Below are 15,897 nucleotides of genomic sequence, written 5' to 3' on the forward strand. Positions count from 1 at the left end.
AAGAGAATCGGCGCGTGGCCGAGGGTGGTTGAAGATGCTGGCCTGGGTGGCCCGCGGGTGAACCGTGCTCAGTCTTCGGACGGAAGCACGATGACGGTAGCGCTGCGCTGCGCATCGGTGACGATGCGAATGGCGAGCCCCGGATGGATCACGTAGTGCGATTCCAGCGACGCGCCCGATTGAAGCGCGCTGCTGTTCGTCTGCCATTGCTGGATGTTGACGTCGCCCCAGTCGCCACGGGTGTGGCGCCTGAAGTACGGAATCGGGTCCAGGCGACCCGCGCGGACCAGGCGGTCAACACCTCTGCTGAAGATGAGCGCCCCGATGGGGAACGCCAGCCGCCGGCAGTAGGTTTCGATGCGATGCGATGCCATGGGCTCCTCCTTGATGGGTCATTGAGCCACGACACCCCTGGCGGAGTGAAGTGGCTCCGTCAGGTGGATGAGGATGACGATGTGGTGCCGTCAGATCAGGTCTTGCTCTTCGGGAAGCTGGACCACCGTGGTCTGGTGGTCCTCGCTGGTCTTGACGATCAGTGCCAGGTCCGGCGTGATCCTGAACTGCGAGATCATCAGGTTGTCCTGTTGGATCGCCACGTCGTTGGCTTGGCGTGTGGCCTCATCGATCTCACCCCAGTCCCCGCGCACATGGCGCTGGACATAGGCCAAGGGGTCGATCAGGCCTCGCCGGGCCAGCCAATGCACCTTCTCGCTCAACTTCAACGTACTCGGTGCGAACAACGGTTGCTTGTGCGGCGCAGGCCGCTTGAACGGATTGGGGAACATGGTGTTTCTCCTTCGAGGTGGTACAGCAGGACGGCAGCGCGTCCGATGGATCAGCGAATGGTCAAGACCTCGCCCCGTGTCGCCGAGCCAGGCGTCATGTCCCATGCGCGGATGACGGGAACGAACTTGTCGATGAGGATGCGGGTCTCGGCGATGGAGCCGTCTTCGCGTTCGGTGAATTCCCGCTGGAGCGTCTTGTCCTTGTGGGTGTCACCTTTGACGACGAGCACGCGCCCGGTCTTGGAGCGCACAACCCCCGAGATCGCACCCGCGGCCAGGGCCAGGGCGAGATGCCAGTGGGACAAAGCCCGCGCCGGTGGACGCAGCGACTGCTGCGCGGCCCCCAGGTGGGTGTCCAGCGACGGCCAGAGGCCTTGCAGCCGGCCGACTTCATCGGCGAACTGCTCCGGCTCCATCGTCACGCGGAAGAAATGCTCCGGCTCGGCCGGACTGGCGGGGACGATGTACGGCAGGAACGGCCATTCGCTCGGCAGTTCCTCCGCTTCGACTTCGCCTTGCCCAACCTGCAGCAGCAGATTGCGCACGGCCCTGACGCCATCGGGCATCTGCTCGCGCTGGCGCACCCGACGTCCGAAGATCACCACCTGCTTGAACTGCGTCTCCACCGCTCGGTAGATGCGCAGGTCCGTGTAGTGGCGTGTCAGCCAGCCGACCAGCTCGGCGTCGAGCACGTAGCCAGGGACGATGAAGACCAGCACGCCGCCGTACTGCAACAGCGACAGGCTGCGCTGGTAGAAGAGCTTTTCGAGGCGGGCACGGCCCTGGCCCTGATAGCCGATGTTGCCGTTGACGTCCTTGGACAGATCGCCATACGGCGGGTTGAGCCAGAGCAGGCCGAAGGACTGTTTGGAGATCATCGTGTCCATCAGGTCCGCGTGCAGGCAGTGATCGACCAGGCCGCGGGCATGGCGTGCCCGCTCCGCGTCGAACTCGACCGCGAACGCCTTGGCCTGCTCGCGCCCGAGGGCATGGGCGGCTTCGGCGATCGCCAGGCCTTCGCCGGCGCAGGGATCGAGGATGCACATCGGCCCGTCGCTGGGCTTCAGTGCGTTGAGGGCTCTTTCGAGCGTGGGTTCGTCGGTCGGGAAATATCCGTTCTTGACGAAATTGCGGGCGAGCCGCGGGAACATGAGGGCCATGGAAGTCTCCTGGTTGGCGAGGATGAAAGACGGAGGCACGCCATGGCGTGCCTTCGAGGGTGGGTCAAGCCGCTACCGCTTCCGGCGTCCAAATCTTGGCCGGATAGGGATAGGCGGTGAGCGCGTCGCTGCGGATCAGGGAGCCCAGCGCCAGGGTCAGCGCCGGCACATCGATGGCGAGCCGATGGCCTTCCAGCGGCCCGAGGGCAAACGGAAGGCGGACCAGCATCTCGCGGCTTTGCAGCAACTCCAGCACGGTCTCGCGCCAGTGGTCGAGCAGCGGCAACGGGCAGGTGTCCCGCACCAGCATCCACAGGCGATCAAGCCGGTGGGCGCTGTCGCGCGGCAGCAGTGCCAATGCGCTGGCGTTGGCCTTGTCGGGCTTGACGCAGCGGCCGTCGAACAGCCACACGTTGGACAGCGAGCCGAACAGCGTCCGCCGGTACGCGCGCGTGATGCGTTTTTCCAGACGATCGACGTTGCCGATGAATACCGGGACGCTGCCGCCCTGGTCGGTGATGACGTGGAACTGGTCCAGTCCCTGCTCGTCGCGCCCGAGGGTCAGGCGAGCGAGGAACTGCTGGACGGCGGTGTCCCGCGCCCAGATGGACAGGAAGATCAGGTTGCCCTGGTCATCGCCGACGCAGGCGTCGGCCATCACGTCCGGGCATTCGTCGATGCGGTACAGCGTGGAAGAAGTGTTTGCGGGCATGGTGGTGTCCTCGGATGAACGGGAACAGCACCGCCCGCTGGGGCAAGTGCTGCCCCAGGGGGTGGAAGAAAACCGCTCAGTCCGGCTCGAACTGCCGGGTGTGCGGGTTGAAGTGAAGCGGCTCGTCCGCCGAAGTGATCGGCGTGAAGCCTTCCAGGTAGATGTTGTTGAGGTACTGGTCGCGGTAGGTCAGTGCCTGCCGTGCCTGGTCCTCGGTGAGGCCGTTGTCGATGAAGTACGCCAGCATTTCCTCGTCGGAGGACACTTCGTCGTTGGACAAACTCCCTTCAACGAGTGCCAGCAACGAGGGCGGAAGCGTTGCCAGGATCGGGTCCATGTCGGTTCCTCCTGGCTCAGGCCATCGACGCCGCGGCGGATGCCGCGGATGCCGTGGGTGTGCGCCGCCGGGCGTGGTAGGCGCGAACGCCTGCACGCCAGTCGGCGGACTGCTCCGGTGCGAGGTCCAGATAGGACAGCGGGCACGTGTAGTAGTACGGGTGCATGGACTCGTCCAAGGACTTGTAGCCCCACTGGCCGCCGCTTCGTTCAAGCAGATCGCAGCGGATGTAGCGCAGGGACTGGCCCGGTGCGAGATCACGATGCACGCCTTCGACCTTGGCGGTCACTTCGGCGACGGACCACAGCACGTTGCCGCGCAGGGTGTGAGCGATGACCTTGACGCTGGCGCGCTCGGTCTCTTGCGGTGCGATCAGTTCCGCGATCAGTTCGGACCGCGATTGGTTTGAGAAATACCAGCCCATGAGAGGCCTCCTCGAAAAGTTGAGCTGAAGGCCTCCCCGTGGGGAAGAACCCCCAGCGGGTGATGGAATGCCGCATCTTCGGCGAAGGAACCTATGCGTCGCCCTCAATCCCAGTCGTCATCGTCTCGATCACAACCGGCCGGGCAGTAGCCGAACTCGATCCCGTGCGAGCAATAGCCATGCTCCGCATTCCAGTCCTGGGTTTCCTGCCGTTCGGCAGGTGTTGCGTAGTCCCATTCCTGGGCCGCGATTTCGAGAGCCTGAGCACGTTGCTCATCCGGCAAACGATTGGCCTGTGCGTCGATCGCCGAACTGAAGAGCGTCACGTAGTGGTCGTAGGACAAGCCGCAACCGCGCTGGGCGTGTGCGGCGGCCGCTTTGCAAAGGTCCCGCCACGCGGGTTCATCCAGCGTTGAACGCGGGGTATCGCAAGCGATGGTGGACATGATGGAGACCTCCAGAAAATGGCCAGGGCCTCCCCCGCATGGGAAAGGAACCCCGGCGGGTGGATGAAGAACACCGCGCATGCGGCGTCTGCGATCACGCAGGTTTTGGTTCGGCCTGGCGGCTCCACTCCTGCGTCTTGAAGTCCAGCGCGTAGCCCAGCTCGCCCAGGCGGGCGATCTGCGCGCGCAGGGTGCGGCGGTCGATGGTCGAATCCAGTTTCACGGACTCGCCCAGCGGCCACAGCAGGCCGAAGAGCGCGGCGTCACCGTCTTCGGTGCTGCCGGGGGCAGCGGCCGTAGCAGGCGGTGGCGCATCCACGCCGAAGGGCGTGGTATCGACCAGCGGGTCCGCGGACGCCTGCACGGGTGCGGGCTTGGCGGGCCTGGACGCTTTGGTGGGCTTGGCCGGCGTTGCCGCAGGCTGCGCCCCTTGCTCTTCATCGAGCGGATCGACGTCCTGGGTGGCGAAGCTGCGGGCTTCGTCGCGGCTGAGTTTGTCGATGCCGTTGAGCGTCATGCCGTCGAGGCTGGCACGGATCTCGAACCGCATGCCGCCGCCGACCGGATAGGACTTCGGGAAGATGTACCTGATGATGAATTCCCCGTCGTACTTGCCTTCGGGGTACTGCTCCAGCTCCGGGTCTTTGACCTCGAAAGTACCGAGGTGCGTCGCGAGGCGGCCAACCGTGAACGGGCCGTTCTTGCCGCGGATGGTACGCAGCGTGAGCTGGCCGGGGACGACGATGGGCGCAACCGATTTCTCGGAAGCCGATGGGGTTGCCATGATGGTTCTCCTGATGATGAATGACGGGCCGCCGACGGCACCCGGTGGATGAGAGGAAATGGCCTCGCCCGAGGTGGGCGAGGTCCGCGTGGCATCACGCCTTGAGCTGGCGCATGCCTTCGGCCAGCAGCCACAACGCCCGGTTCAGGCGCAGGTTCTGGTCGATGCCTTGCACCGGACGGGTGCGCTGATTGCGGCCGTTGGCCGTGCGTCCGTTCAGGCCCCCTTTGACTAGGTTCTCCTGGACGCGGTTGAAGACGGCCCACAGGTCGTTCTTGCGGTCGTCCCATCGCCGAGGGGCCAGCAGTTGGCTCTCGGTGACAGGCGTGGACTTGGCCGGATCGTCGTACTTGAGTGCGAGCGCAGAGTTCGCAAAGACCTCCGCTTCGCCCTCATCGAGGGTGATGGTGCGCATCGCATCGCGCGCGTTCTGCACGCGCTCGAAACCTTCGAGGACTCCGTAGGCACCTTCGATCACCTGGCTGGCCACGTCGCCCTTGTGGGGAACGCGGATGTCTGCGGTGGTGTCACCGCAAACCAGGCCGTTGTGGCAGACGAACCGGAACATGCCGGCGAGCATCTGATAGCTGCTCGTGCCGTCATGGCTGTTGAGCAGGATGATCTCGTTCGCCTCGTCGCCGTTGATCTGGCTTGCATGGCGAAGTCGGATGAGGTGCTTCGTGTACTCGCGCCGGTCTTCGTTGCGCACGCGCGTCTGACACACCATGAAGGGCTCGAAGCCCTCCTGGCGCAGCTTGGTCAGCACGGTCGAGGTCGGTATGTAGGCATACCGATTGGACCGGCTCCCATGTGGAGCGTCGGCGAAGATCGACGGAACGACGGCACGAATGCGGTCGTCCGAGAGTGGGCGATCAGAGCGCAGGATCGGGGATTGCGGAGCAAAGCGGGATACCAGAGACATGGCTGATCTCCTTTGAGAAATTCGACAACCGCGTGGCCGTGAGACCACGCGGAACTCGGGGGATGAAATGCGCAAGCACGCGTCCTGGGGACGCGGCGTACGTGGGGAGGAAAAGCGACAAGGCCCCGTGAGGGGCCATGCCGGATCAGAACGAAGCAGCCAATGCCGGCTCCTGCTCCTGGACTTGCGCCTCGGGCTCGCGCTCGGCGGGCTCGGTGGCCGTGTCGATGGCATCGTCGGCTTCGGACGCGGATGCGTCTTCGGCCGGCGGCGCCTCGGCTTGCGCCTGGCTCGTCGGATAGACCTGGGTGCCGTCGATCTTGATGAGACCGATGTGGACCAGCGTCGATTCCAGGCTGGCGGCCGGTTCCCCGGCGTGCTCACCCTTGGTGCGGATGTACGGATCGATCTTCATGTCGTTCAGACGGAAGGCGATCAGCACCTTGCGGTCACCCTCGATGGCCTGAACGCACCGGCGAACCAGGTGCTCGGCTTCCGGGGTGGCGACGATGGTGTCGAAGTACCGATACTCCGGTTCATCGACAGGCCCGGCCAGTGCCGCGACGCAGCACGACAGAAACGGATCGCCATCCTTGGGGGTGACGTCCTTCGGACGGTTGAGATAGCCGATGCCGCGGGTGATCAACTCGTGCTGCTCGATCGAAGCCAGTTCGGCCCGGTCGATCAGTTCGGCCTTGAGCAGTCGCGCCTTGAGGGACGCGGCGGCCTGACCCTTCTGCTCACCCTTGTCGCGGATGTACACATCGCCCCACAGGTCACCGAGGCGAAAGCGCACCAGCGGGCGCTGCTTGGGATCGTCAACGCCGATGTAGCGCTGAACGAGCTTCTTGGCCTCGGCACCCGAGACCTTGACGTCGAAGTAGCGGTAGCTGGGGTCCCGGGCGGGGCCGACCAGCGCGGCGATGGTGCATGCCAGGAAAGGCTGCGCACGGCGGCCGCCCCGGACGGGCACTTCACGGACACGCTGGATGTAGCCGATGCCCGAGGTGTGGAGGTCGAAATACGATTTCTCGTTGGACGTGGTGTTCATGGTGAATCTCCATTGGGATGAAGCGGAGACACACCGGCCCACGCATGCGGGGAAGGTGCGTGACCCCGCGGTGGGTTGATAAGGCGAAAGCATCCGCCACCAGAGGCTGGTGGCCGCTCGCGGAAGGATGCGGTGCGAGCTGGCTCGGTCACGCAGTGGGAACTGCGCCGCAACCTCGAAGACCGATGGTTGCCTGGCATGTCGCTGACGACGTCAGCAGGCATGGGGCCAGCATGGCGGGGCCTCGCGCGCGCGGCAGCAATCAATCGGCACCCGGGCGCTTCCCTTTGTCCGCGCCACCCGGCGCCTGTCACAGGCACTTGGCGCCGCGCAGGTGCTCGGGGGTATCGGCGCGCGGACGGCCGGGACGGCTCCAGGCGCCGCCACCGCGCGCGCCGATCAGCCGCCAGCCGGCGGCGCGCAGGCTGGCGCCACCTTCGTCGGGCATGGTGTAGGTGAGCAGGCGTATGTAGCCCAGCGCCCTTGCCGCCTGCCAGGCCGCGCCGTAGAGCTTGCTGCAGGCGCTGGGTGTGCCGTCGGTGCACAGCCGCGTGACTTCCAGCGTCCAGGTGCCGCGCGACCGGGCGGCCGACAATGCCCACGCCGTGGATCAGGTCGCTGTCGCTCAGCGTGACGGCCAGGGCGAACTTCGCGCCCTGGACCGGGCGGTGGTGGCGATGGTGCGACAGAACGAATGCATTGGCCGTGCGCAGCGACACCGGTAGGAGGTGCAGCCTCGGCGAGGTCGATGGCGTGTTCATGCGGTTGTCTCCGGTGGCATGCCGGCGTTGTGGCCGGCGGGGCGTGCCTCGGCGGCTGGAGACAAACGCGCACGCGCGGCGATGGCGGCGGTGCGAACAAAAGAAGGCCCCCGATGCGGGGGCTGCGAGGCGGTTGCCGCGTCAGGCGGGAGGCACCACTGCTAAGGACAGGTGCGTGGCGGTGGCGGAAAGCACGAGATCGTCCGCCGAGTGCTGGAGGCGCGTGAACAGGCCGTCCTTCGGGTCGAAATACTCCGCGAAGTCATCGCCGCCCAGCTCGCGGCCGGCGAGGTGCCACCAGTCATCGAACGGGTCGGTGTCCGGGTTGCATCCGACGGCGTAGGCGAGCAGTGCCTGGCGCCCATCCGGGCGACGCTCCCCACGCTCGGCGAGGAAGTACACGCCCTGATCCTTGACCAGGACAATGCGGCACTGATTGGGGACGTCTCAGAAAACGGAAAAAATCGTACGCTAAGCCGGTTGCAGCGGTCGTAGCGGCCTGAACTTGCCCGCGCCGATCTTGGCGCTGCTGCGCCAGAGGTAATCGCCGGTCAGGTTGATGTGCTCCCAGCCCAGCGGCGACAGGTACTGCAACAGGGCGTCATCGACAGTCTGGCCGTGACCGCGTAAGGCGTTTGAGGCCCGTTCCAGATAGACCGTGTTCCACAACACTATGGCCGCCGTCACCAGGTTGAGGCCGCTGGCCCGATAGCGCTGCTGCTCGAAACTGCGGTCGCGGATTTCGCCCAGCCGGTTGAAGAACACGGCGCGGGCTAGCGCGTTGCGGGCTTCGCCCTTGTTCAGTCCGGCATGCACGCGGCGGCGCAGCTCGACGCTTTGCAGCCAGTCCAGGATGAACAGCGTTCGCTCGATGCGGCCCAGCTCGCGCAGCGCCACGGCCAGGCCGTTCTGGCGCGGGTAGCTGCCGAGTTTCCTGAGCATCAGCGAGGCCGTCACCGTGCCCTGCTTGATCGAGGTGGCCAGCCGCACCTTGGCGTTGATCGCCTTGCCGGACGCCTGGAACTGCTGCTGATGCTTGTGCTTGGCAGCGTTGAACAGCTTGCCCAGGATGCGGTCGTGCAGGTCGATGATTTCGTCGGTGACGGTGGCCATGCCCTCGATGGCGAGCGCACCAGGGTCGCGTAGCGGCGCTGTGCCTCGAACTTGGCCAGATCGGCGGGCGTCATCTGGCCGCCTTCGCGGGCGATCTTGAGCAGGCGGTTCTGGTGCACCGACCGCTCGATGCCGGAAGGCAGGTCGAGCGCCTGCCAGGCTTTGAGGCGCTCGATGTGTTCGAGTATGTGGCGCGAGTTCGGCTTGACGGGCGACTGGCGCAGCCAGGCCAGCCAGGTCGTCTTGCCGTTGTCGTGGCGCTTGAGCAGATCGTCGAGGCGGTGCCGGTGGGTGGCCGACAGGGGATCGGACAAGGCCGCGTAGATGCGGCGGTTGGCGCGGCTGTAGGCGTTCATCGAACACCTCCCTTTTCCTCATCCGGCGCAACAGGACAGTTGCTTCACGTCCTTGTTGAAGGTCTGCGCCGCGAGCTTCAGTCCCTCGACCATGGTCAGGTAGGGGAACAACTGGTCGGCCAGCTCCTGCACGGTCATCCGGTGGCGGATCGCCAGCGCGGCCGTCTGGATCAGTTCGCCCGCTTCCGGCGCGACCGCCTGTACGCCGATCAGCCGCCCTGAGCCAGCTTCCGCCACCAGCTTGATGAAGCCGCGCGTGTCGAAGTTGGCGAGCGCCCTCGGCACGTTGTCGAGCGTCAGCAGCCGGCTGTCGGTCTCGATGCCGTCGTGGTGCGCTTCCGCCTCGCTGTAGCCCACGGTCGCCACCTGCGGATCGGTGAACACCACCGCCGGCATCGCCGTCAGGTCCAGCGCCGCGTCGCCGCCGGTCATGTTGATCGCGGCGCGCGTGCCGGCCGCCGCCGCCACATAGACGAACTGCGGCTGGTCGGTGCAGTCGCCGGCAGCAAAGATGTGCGGTGCGCTCGTGCGCATGGCGCGGTCGATGACGATGGCTCCCTGCGCATTGACTTCGACGCCTGCCGCTTCAAGGTTCAGGCTGCGCGTGTTCGGCGCGCGACCGGTGGCGACCAGCAGCTTGTCGGCGCGCACTTCCCCCTGCCCGGTGGTGAGCACGAATTCCCCGCCCGCATAGGCAACGTGGCTCGCCTGGGTGTGGTCCAGCACCTCGATGCCCTCGGCGCGGAAGGCGTCTGTTACGGCTTCCCCGATGGCCGGGTCTTCTCGGAAGAACAGCGTGCTGCGCGCCAGGATCGTGACCTGGCTGCCCAGCCGGGCGAAGGCTTGCGCCAACTCGACCGCCACCACGGAGGAACCAATCACGGCCAGCCGCTCGGGGAGCGAGCTGCTTTCCAGCGCCTCGGTGGAGGTCCAGTGGGGTGTGTCCGCAAGGCCCGGGATTGGCGGAAGCGCCGGGCTCGCGCCGGTGGCAATCAGGCAGCGGTCGAAGTTCACCTCGTGCGTGCCGCCGTCAGCGGTCGCCACGGTCAGCGTGCGCGTGTCCCTGAACCGGGCCTCGCCGCGCAGCACGGTGATGGCCGGAGTGCTTGCCAGGATGCCTTCGTACTTGGCATGGCGCAGCTCCTCGACGCGGCCTTGTTGCTGGGCCAGCAGCCGCTCGCGCAGTACAGCGGGCGCTGCGGCCGGCAGGCCAGCATCGAACGGGCTTTCGCGGCGCAGGTGGACGATGTGCGCGGCGCGGATCATGATCTTGGACGGCACGCAGCCGACATTGACGCAGGTGCCGCCGATGGTGCCGCGCTCGATCAGCGTGACGCGGGCGCCTTGCTCCACGGCCTTCAAGGCAGCCGCCATCGCCGCGCCGCCGCTGCCTATCACAGCCACGTGCAGCGCTTGTTCACCGCCAACATGCTTCGTTTCGCCACCGAGCCAGCCCAGCGCCTTGTCTAGCAGGCCGGCAGGCTTGTTCGGCGTGTCGGTAAGCCGTGCGCGATAGCCGAGCGTGGCCACTGCGGCAACCAGCGGGGCCACGCTCACGCCTGCATCCGCCTCGATTTCGGCCTGCCGCTGCGGATAGGACACCGAGGCCGCGCGCACGCCGGGCACGTTCGTCAAAGCCTGCTGGACGTGCTCGGCGCACGACGTGCAGGTCATGCCTTCGATGTGGAGGGTGATCGCCTCGGCCATGATTACGCCCTCACTGCTTGACGCTGGACGGGTAACCCGCGTTTGCGGTGGCCTTGGTCAAGGCGTCGGCATTGGTCTTGGCCTCGTCGAAGGTGACGACGGCCTCCCGCTTCTCGAAGCTGACTTCGGCCTTCTCGACGCCGGCGACCTTGGACAGAGCCGTCTTGACCGTGATCGGGCACGCGGCGCAGGTCATGCCGGGCACCGACAGGGTGACGGTCTTGGTGGCAGCCCAGGCGGGCGCGCTTAGAGCGGCGGCCAGGGCGATGAGGGTGGTGAGGGTGGTGAGTTTCTTCATGGTGATCTCCTTTCAGTAGAACAGCGGCAGGACGTAGGGAAACGCGAGGGCAACCAGAACCAGGGCGGCCACGATCCAGAAGATCACCTTGTAGGCAGTCCGCACTTGGGGCACGGCGCAAACGTCGCCGGGCTTGCAGGCATGGGCTGGTCGGAAGATGCTGCGCCAGGCGAAGAACAGCGCGATGAGCGCTGCGCCGATGAAGATCGGCCGATACGGCTCCAGCACGGTCAGGTTGCCGATCCACGCGCCAGAGAAGCCGAGCGCGACCAGGACAAGGGGGCCGAGGCAGCAGGCCGAGGCGAGGACGGCCGCGACGCCGCCGGTCGCCAGTGCGCCGCGGCCGTTCTTGGGTTCCGACATAAGGTTCTCCTTCCGGGACTTCGCTTGATGCTGTAACGTTACTTCCGTAGTCAACTACGGAGTCAAGCGCCATGGAGAACGCTCAAGAGAATCTGACCATCGGGGCCTTCGCCAAGGCAGCCCGGGTCAACGTGGAGACGATCCGCTTCTATCAGCTCAAGGGCTTGCTACCCCAGCCGGAGCGGCCCTACGGTCGCATCCGCCGCTACGGGCAGGCGGACGTGGCGCGGGTGAAGTTCGTGAAGTCAGCCCAGCGCCTGGGCTTCAGCCTGGATGAAGTCGGCCAGCTCCTGAAACTGGAGGACGGCACCCATTGCAGCGAGGCGGCCGAACTGGCTGCTCACCGGCTGGCCGATGTGCGCGCACGCATGGCGGACCTCACGCGGATGGAAGAGGCCCTGTCGACGCTAGTGAGAGAGTGCAACGCGCACCATGGCAATGTTTCCTGCCCGTTGATCGCAGCTTTGCATTGCTGCTAAAGGGCCCACTTCGGCTCTTAGCGTACGATTTTTTTCCGTTTTCTGAGACGACCCCTGATTGGCGATGGCTTCGGTCAGCACGGGGCGCAGGTCAGCGCCTTTGAATCGCAGTGACATGGATGAAATCTCCTGTGTGGAAGAATGAGAAAGGCCTCCATCCGATGGGATGAAGGGCCTGTAGTGCACGCGGCCGGAACGGCTGGAACGCCATGGCGGATGCCTCGGGTCAGCCGCAGGACCGCCCGGTTTCGCTGCGGGGCGTCATGCCGGGACGGCCTGGCGCTTGCGGGCCGCTTTCGCGTCGAGGATGCTCACGTCGATCTGGCGCCAGCGCCCGTCGTCGATGAGCCTCTCCAGCACTTCGCCGAGCATGTCGAAATACACCTCGTCGTGCCGATCGACCAGTTCGACCGATTCACCGTTCTGACGGTGCAGTTCCACCACGTAGGTGTCTCCGCCGCGGTCGTAGAGGATCGTCACCCGGCCCTCGAACTTCGCGGTCGAGACCGTGAAGCTGATCGCCGGCGGGGTCTCGATGATCTTGGAGGGCGTGGGATCGACCCAGGTGAAGTCGCGGGCACCGGCATCCACCAGCATGTGGGTGATGCGCCGGAAGCGATCGGGGGCCGGCATCTCCTCCAACTGCTCGATGAGCTGGCCCAACTCCATGCACTGCGGCGTGGGAATGGGCAGCTTGGCCGGCGCCGAGCCGAGGATGTGCCTCGTGATGGTGTACGGCGTGCCGTCCGAAGTCTCCTCGGTGATGACCTCCGGCGTGTCCGCGCGCAGTCCGTCGAAGCGACGACGGGCATAGGGTTGGACATGCACCTTGGCGCCTTCGGCAGGAACCGTGGTCACCAGGCTGGGATCGAGCACCGCGAACTCGGAAGGCTTGAGCTTGACGACGATGGCATCGTCGGTCGCGGCGACCACCTTGCCGTCGAAGGGTTGGGGGTCGATGGCGAAGCCCAGCGTTGAGGACAGCGGCTGATCATCGAACACGCGGTACTTGAACGACCGCACGTTGCGGGGCACATGGCCTGCGACCAGCGAAGGCATCATGGATTTGATGAGGGAACGATCCATGGGGAAACTCCTTGAGGAAAAACAAGGGATTCCCCGCCCGCAAGGGAGAGGTCCCTTGTGGGTGGCGTGGATGGACGCGGTAGGTCCGTAGGAAGAAACGACCAGCACGGTTTCCCGTGCTTGCAGCCGCGAAGGTCTCGACTGCCTGGGCATGTGTCGGCAACGCCGACGAACATGGGGCAAGCATGGCCCTGGGGTGGTCGGCCTGCCCGCAGGAAGCGGCACCGCACCACGCCCGCATTCCTGTGCTGCGGGCAAGAAAAAGCCCCTCGAAAGGGGCTGGAGGAATCAGGCTTGGTACACGAAGTAGTGCTCGCGCTGACGCGGAAAGAACACGTGTTTCCACGTGTCGCCGCTTGTGTTGCCACCGTCGAAGACGACCATTTCGTAGTCGTCCACGTCGGTGTCCACCAGGTCGGCGCTGGCGATATGGCGCATGTGCAGCGTGCCGCTCATGCGCTCGAATACCAGGATCTGGCCGATGGCATCTTCCTGGCTCATGGCGTTGACGCAGGCTCCGAGTTGGTGCTCGAAGTCGGATGCGGGTGTGATGAGGTCGGGGAACATGGGATCGCTCCTATGAAAGTGAACCGGCCCGGCTCTCTGGCGGGAGACCGGGCCGGCATGCGGTGAGGACAAGGAAGGCCGGGGATGTGTGTGGCAGCTATTCGCCGGCCAGCGATAGGCCCGGCAACACGGGTGCGTCGGCATCGAGGATGAGGATGCGCACGTCGGCCTGGCCGGCCAGTGCAAGGATCTGTGCCAGGTCGTCCGGCATGCCCTTGCTGCGGTGCTCCTGCCGAAGCTGCTCGGCGGCGATCCCCTCGACGTCCTGCAGGTGCTGGTCCGTCCAGGGCGTGGAGATCAGCTTGACGCCGATCGCCGGGCTGTAGGGAATCCGGAACGCGATGAACAAAAAGGCCTCCGGCGTCGCGAGGTCAGCCAGGTTGGCCAGGTACTGGCCGGTTTCGTGGCTGATGTGCGCACTGCTGATTTCCCAGCAGCGGCTGTAGTAGCCGGTCTCGAAGCTCAACCGCTGCACGACTTCCCGTGCGGCCTCGGCCGAATAAGTGTCGCCGACGTGGACGGGGCGGCCGTCGAAGTCGTCGCCGTGGATCGCGTACACCACGGCACCCACCACGCCTTCGCCGCTGATCCCTTCAGCCGCGTCGCATTCGGCGATCAGTGCGGCGCCGACAGATTCGGTGCCAGTTCTGACCACCGCGAAGTCGCTGGTGACGATGCAGGGGGAAGAAACCAGTGCCTCGTCGGAGAGGTGCTGCTGGCTCGGGTGGATGTTTCGCCAGACATGCGGGCTTCCGTCCTCGTGGCTGATGGACAGCGTGCGGACGACCTTCAGATTCCAGTAGCCGCGTAGAAAGGGATTGGGGTTCTGGGACATGGGATTTCTCCAACAGAATAATGATGGAGCCAATTCCCGCCACCGGGAATTGACCCCGGTGGGTGGAAAGAAAGGGAACAGCGTCAGGTGGCGCTGATCGTTGGCGTTTGGGCCAATCTCTCGGCGACGCGCCGGCGCAAATTCATGCGGAATGGCTCGTCGCTGACGCCCGCCAGCAGATTGATGGCCTCCAGCGCGATCAGGGCCGAGGCCTCTTCGATGTCGGCGGCCACAATGGCCTTGCGCAGTTGGTCGCCGAGCTGGAGTGCCTGCGAGGAGGAACTGATGACGCGGACCTCGCGGCTCAGGTAGCAGCCGTTGCCGCCGAACTCGAATAGCCGCGGCTTGCTGCAATACCAGCATCCCTCGAACTGGATGGCGGTCAGGTGGTGGCCGTCATCGAACCGGGTGGCGATCAGAAACAATGCGTCGAGATCGGCGGTGTCCTCGAACGAATGACGCTCGATCAAGTTCCCCAGCTCTTCGTCCTCATCGGCACCGAAGTGCACGGCGAGCAGTTCGAGCAGCGGCGGGATCGACAGCCCTTCGTCGTCCGGCATCGGAATGCCGAGTTGCGTGGCCAGGTCTTCCAGGCCATCGAGCACGTCCGGCCATTGCGGATTGGTGGTCTCGGCGATCTGGGCGATGTAGGCCTGCCCGTTGCCGGGATGGCTCTCGTCCAGCGCGAAGGCGCCGAACAGCGCCTGGATGACGGGCGTCACACGGTCGAGCACCAGGACGCCGGTGGCTTCGTAGTAGTTGTTGGCCATGAAGGCTCCTTTCGATGAATGAACGGAGCCAGCCCTTGCGGACGATGGCATCCGCAGGGGAACCGCCTGATGCCGGATGGCACTGGGCGGGGAGAAAATGCGAGGGACATGGCCTCGGACGAGGCGCATGTCCCTCATGGGGTCGCGTGAACGCAGTGATGAAGGTGTGCCAGGGACCGGCTCACCAACCGCTGTAGTTCAGCAGCAGGTCGGCGATCACCTGGCGACGAGGCAGATCGAGGCCGTCGAAGTCCGACAACCCGTTGAAGTGGCAGCGCTTGAGCATGGCACCGCCCTCGCGCGCGTTGTAGAAGCTGACCATCGCGGACAGGAACATGCGTTCCCCGCTGCTCAGGACGCCGAGGGCGTCGTTGAGGCGCAGCATGTCGGGGCGCAGATCCCACTTGCTTTTGGCCTGGTTCAGACCTTCACGGGTGCCATCGCCAAACCATTGCGGGCCGGCGATCTCGACACCACGCTTCCATGCCTCGAAAAAGGCTTGGGGCGCGGCGCTGAAATGCCGTTCTTCCCGAACGATCTGATCGACGACTTCCTGCGGCAGTAGCTGGTTCATGACGTGATTCCTCCAGTTGGATCAGGGAATGGCGAGCTGGGACCAGCCGCCTCTTTCGAGGGCACGTTGAGCCGCGGCATGGCTGCGGAAGTACTCACGAGATTCCCGCGAGACGGGACCTTCGGTATCGCGCGTGCCGATGTAGTGGCCGGCGGCGCTGTGCAGGACTTCGAGCGGCAGGAACTTGCCGAAGTAGGTCAAGGCCAATTGACCGAATCGGCCGAAAGAGGCTTGCTGGGACATGGATGGGCTCCTTGGAAAAGCGGGGCCCTGTCCCTCACGGGATGGCAGCTCCCGCACGCGGTTGAAAAAAAGCATCAGCGTCTTGGGAACGCGCGTCCGCGCAATGGATGCGATGCGGACTGGT

20 protein-coding genes and 3 pseudogenes are annotated in these 15,897 nt (G+C 65.4%); 1 reads left to right on the plus strand and 22 read right to left on the minus strand.

The features are described 5' to 3' along the window. Positions 1 to 68: 68 nt before the first annotated feature. The 16 genes and pseudogenes from N5K27_RS10860 to merT all read right to left on the minus strand — a co-directional run bounded on the left by N5K27_RS10860 (position 69) and on the right by merT (position 11,219). Positions 69 to 374, minus strand: a complete 306-nt coding sequence (locus N5K27_RS10860) for a hypothetical protein (RefSeq protein WP_062799904.1) — start codon at positions 372 to 374, stop codon at positions 69 to 71. 90 nt (positions 375 to 464) lie between these two features. Continuing rightward, the gene (locus N5K27_RS10865) at positions 465 to 785 is read right to left on the minus strand and encodes a hypothetical protein (RefSeq protein ID WP_060784102.1); all 321 of its coding nucleotides are present in this window, start codon (positions 783 to 785) and stop codon (positions 465 to 467) included. A gap of 50 nt (positions 786 to 835) precedes the next feature. Next, positions 836 to 1,969: a DUF6094 domain-containing protein gene (locus tag N5K27_RS10870; protein ID WP_279816579.1), complete on the minus strand. Its 1,134-nt coding sequence runs from the start codon at positions 1,967 to 1,969 to the stop codon at positions 836 to 838. Positions 1,970 to 2,009: 40 nt separating this feature from the next. Further along, positions 2,010 to 2,657: a hypothetical protein gene (locus N5K27_RS10875; protein ID WP_213155034.1), complete on the minus strand. Its 648-nt coding sequence runs from the start codon at positions 2,655 to 2,657 to the stop codon at positions 2,010 to 2,012. Positions 2,658 to 2,733: 76 nt separating this feature from the next. Beyond that, positions 2,734 to 2,994, minus strand: coding sequence for a hypothetical protein (locus N5K27_RS10880; RefSeq protein ID WP_003090124.1), 261 nt, complete (start codon positions 2,992 to 2,994; stop codon positions 2,734 to 2,736). 16 nt (positions 2,995 to 3,010) lie between these two features. Continuing rightward, positions 3,011 to 3,418 (minus strand): hypothetical protein, encoded by a 408-nt coding sequence (locus N5K27_RS10885; RefSeq protein WP_003116821.1) that lies wholly within the window; start codon positions 3,416 to 3,418, stop codon positions 3,011 to 3,013. Positions 3,419 to 3,522: 104 nt separating this feature from the next. Beyond that, a complete protein-coding gene (locus N5K27_RS10890; RefSeq protein WP_003116822.1) occupies positions 3,523 to 3,864 on the minus strand; it encodes a hypothetical protein in 342 nt (113 codons plus the stop codon). A gap of 94 nt (positions 3,865 to 3,958) precedes the next feature. After that, the gene (locus N5K27_RS10895) at positions 3,959 to 4,648 is read right to left on the minus strand and encodes a DUF3275 family protein (RefSeq protein WP_003116823.1); all 690 of its coding nucleotides are present in this window, start codon (positions 4,646 to 4,648) and stop codon (positions 3,959 to 3,961) included. 94 nt (positions 4,649 to 4,742) lie between these two features. Next, positions 4,743 to 5,570 carry a DUF932 domain-containing protein gene (locus N5K27_RS10900; protein ID WP_213155033.1) on the minus strand — a complete coding sequence of 276 codons (828 nt, stop codon included), beginning with the start codon at positions 5,568 to 5,570 and terminating at the stop codon, positions 4,743 to 4,745. A 145-nt stretch (positions 5,571 to 5,715) separates the two neighbouring features. Further along, positions 5,716 to 6,621 (minus strand): DUF3577 domain-containing protein, encoded by a 906-nt coding sequence (locus N5K27_RS10905; RefSeq protein ID WP_213155032.1) that lies wholly within the window; start codon positions 6,619 to 6,621, stop codon positions 5,716 to 5,718. Positions 6,622 to 6,931: 310 nt separating this feature from the next. Next, positions 6,932 to 7,382, minus strand: a pseudogene (locus tag N5K27_RS29060) (XF1762 family protein). A gap of 141 nt (positions 7,383 to 7,523) precedes the next feature. Then, positions 7,524 to 7,820, minus strand: a pseudogene (locus tag N5K27_RS10915) (DUF3085 domain-containing protein); the annotation flags it as partial. Between the two features lie 33 nt (positions 7,821 to 7,853). Beyond that, a pseudogene (locus N5K27_RS10920) lies at positions 7,854 to 8,845 on the minus strand (Tn3 family transposase); the annotation flags it as partial. Between the two features lie 24 nt (positions 8,846 to 8,869). After that, positions 8,870 to 10,558, minus strand: coding sequence for a mercury(II) reductase (gene merA, locus N5K27_RS10925; protein ID WP_003098932.1), 1,689 nt, complete (start codon positions 10,556 to 10,558; stop codon positions 8,870 to 8,872). 10 nt (positions 10,559 to 10,568) lie between these two features. After that, positions 10,569 to 10,856: a mercury resistance system periplasmic binding protein MerP gene (gene merP / locus N5K27_RS10930; protein WP_003116826.1), complete on the minus strand. Its 288-nt coding sequence runs from the start codon at positions 10,854 to 10,856 to the stop codon at positions 10,569 to 10,571. Positions 10,857 to 10,868: 12 nt separating this feature from the next. Further along, positions 10,869 to 11,219 carry a mercuric ion transporter MerT gene (gene merT / locus N5K27_RS10935; RefSeq protein ID WP_011804695.1) on the minus strand — a complete coding sequence of 117 codons (351 nt, stop codon included), beginning with the start codon at positions 11,217 to 11,219 and terminating at the stop codon, positions 10,869 to 10,871. A 71-nt stretch (positions 11,220 to 11,290) separates the two neighbouring features. Between merT and merR the strand changes: the two genes are divergently transcribed. Continuing rightward, positions 11,291 to 11,698, plus strand: coding sequence for an Hg(II)-responsive transcriptional regulator (gene merR, locus N5K27_RS10940; protein WP_003098939.1), 408 nt, complete (start codon positions 11,291 to 11,293; stop codon positions 11,696 to 11,698). A 261-nt stretch (positions 11,699 to 11,959) separates the two neighbouring features. On the opposite strand, the gene N5K27_RS10945 is transcribed toward merR, so the two are convergent. The 6 genes from N5K27_RS10945 to N5K27_RS10970 all read right to left on the minus strand — a co-directional run bounded on the left by N5K27_RS10945 (position 11,960) and on the right by N5K27_RS10970 (position 15,773). Then, positions 11,960 to 12,784, minus strand: coding sequence for a hypothetical protein (locus N5K27_RS10945; RefSeq protein WP_003098941.1), 825 nt, complete (start codon positions 12,782 to 12,784; stop codon positions 11,960 to 11,962). A 288-nt stretch (positions 12,785 to 13,072) separates the two neighbouring features. Continuing rightward, positions 13,073 to 13,351, minus strand: a complete 279-nt coding sequence (locus N5K27_RS10950; protein WP_003116828.1) for a hypothetical protein — start codon at positions 13,349 to 13,351, stop codon at positions 13,073 to 13,075. Positions 13,352 to 13,448: 97 nt separating this feature from the next. Beyond that, positions 13,449 to 14,186, minus strand: coding sequence for an ABC transporter substrate-binding protein (locus tag N5K27_RS10955; protein ID WP_213155031.1), 738 nt, complete (start codon positions 14,184 to 14,186; stop codon positions 13,449 to 13,451). A gap of 83 nt (positions 14,187 to 14,269) precedes the next feature. Beyond that, positions 14,270 to 14,956 carry a hypothetical protein gene (locus N5K27_RS10960; protein WP_213155030.1) on the minus strand — a complete coding sequence of 229 codons (687 nt, stop codon included), beginning with the start codon at positions 14,954 to 14,956 and terminating at the stop codon, positions 14,270 to 14,272. A 181-nt stretch (positions 14,957 to 15,137) separates the two neighbouring features. Further along, complete coding sequence (locus N5K27_RS10965; RefSeq protein ID WP_003050375.1) at positions 15,138 to 15,530, minus strand: hypothetical protein; 393 nt, start codon at positions 15,528 to 15,530, stop codon at positions 15,138 to 15,140. 21 nt (positions 15,531 to 15,551) lie between these two features. After that, on the minus strand, positions 15,552 to 15,773 hold the full coding sequence (locus tag N5K27_RS10970; protein WP_279816374.1) for a hypothetical protein: 222 nt from the start codon (positions 15,771 to 15,773) through the stop codon (positions 15,552 to 15,554). Positions 15,774 to 15,897: the final 124 nt, after the last annotated feature.

The sequence above is a fragment of the Pigmentiphaga sp. GD03639 genome (assembly GCF_029845405.1).
In the GTDB taxonomy this organism is placed as follows: Bacteria; Pseudomonadota; Gammaproteobacteria; order Burkholderiales; family Burkholderiaceae_B; genus Pigmentiphaga; species Pigmentiphaga daeguensis.

Bases quoted from the DNA above. Each gene is read 5' to 3' on its own strand.
- N5K27_RS10860 (WP_062799904.1), bottom strand. From the start codon at position 374: ATGGCATCGCATCGCATCGAAACCTACTGCCGGCGGCTGGCGTTCCCC.
- N5K27_RS10865 (WP_060784102.1), bottom strand. From the start codon at position 785: ATGTTCCCCAATCCGTTCAAGCGGCCTGCGCCGCACAAGCAACCGTTG.
- N5K27_RS10875 (WP_213155034.1), bottom strand. From the start codon at position 2,657: ATGCCCGCAAACACTTCTTCCACGCTGTACCGCATCGACGAATGCCCG.
- N5K27_RS10880 (WP_003090124.1), bottom strand. From the start codon at position 2,994: ATGGACCCGATCCTGGCAACGCTTCCGCCCTCGTTGCTGGCACTCGTT.
- N5K27_RS10885 (WP_003116821.1), bottom strand. From the start codon at position 3,418: ATGGGCTGGTATTTCTCAAACCAATCGCGGTCCGAACTGATCGCGGAA.
- N5K27_RS10890 (WP_003116822.1), bottom strand. From the start codon at position 3,864: ATGTCCACCATCGCTTGCGATACCCCGCGTTCAACGCTGGATGAACCC.
- N5K27_RS10895 (WP_003116823.1), bottom strand. From the start codon at position 4,648: ATGGCAACCCCATCGGCTTCCGAGAAATCGGTTGCGCCCATCGTCGTC.
- N5K27_RS10900 (WP_213155033.1), bottom strand. From the start codon at position 5,570: ATGTCTCTGGTATCCCGCTTTGCTCCGCAATCCCCGATCCTGCGCTCT.
- N5K27_RS10905 (WP_213155032.1), bottom strand. From the start codon at position 6,621: ATGAACACCACGTCCAACGAGAAATCGTATTTCGACCTCCACACCTCG.
- merA (WP_003098932.1), bottom strand. From the start codon at position 10,558: ATGGCCGAGGCGATCACCCTCCACATCGAAGGCATGACCTGCACGTCG.
- merP (WP_003116826.1), bottom strand. From the start codon at position 10,856: ATGAAGAAACTCACCACCCTCACCACCCTCATCGCCCTGGCCGCCGCT.
- merT (WP_011804695.1), bottom strand. From the start codon at position 11,219: ATGTCGGAACCCAAGAACGGCCGCGGCGCACTGGCGACCGGCGGCGTC.
- merR (WP_003098939.1), top strand. From the start codon at position 11,291: ATGGAGAACGCTCAAGAGAATCTGACCATCGGGGCCTTCGCCAAGGCA.
- N5K27_RS10945 (WP_003098941.1), bottom strand. From the start codon at position 12,784: ATGGATCGTTCCCTCATCAAATCCATGATGCCTTCGCTGGTCGCAGGC.
- N5K27_RS10950 (WP_003116828.1), bottom strand. From the start codon at position 13,351: ATGTTCCCCGACCTCATCACACCCGCATCCGACTTCGAGCACCAACTC.
- N5K27_RS10955 (WP_213155031.1), bottom strand. From the start codon at position 14,186: ATGTCCCAGAACCCCAATCCCTTTCTACGCGGCTACTGGAATCTGAAG.
- N5K27_RS10960 (WP_213155030.1), bottom strand. From the start codon at position 14,956: ATGGCCAACAACTACTACGAAGCCACCGGCGTCCTGGTGCTCGACCGT.
- N5K27_RS10965 (WP_003050375.1), bottom strand. From the start codon at position 15,530: ATGAACCAGCTACTGCCGCAGGAAGTCGTCGATCAGATCGTTCGGGAA.
- N5K27_RS10970 (WP_279816374.1), bottom strand. From the start codon at position 15,773: ATGTCCCAGCAAGCCTCTTTCGGCCGATTCGGTCAATTGGCCTTGACC.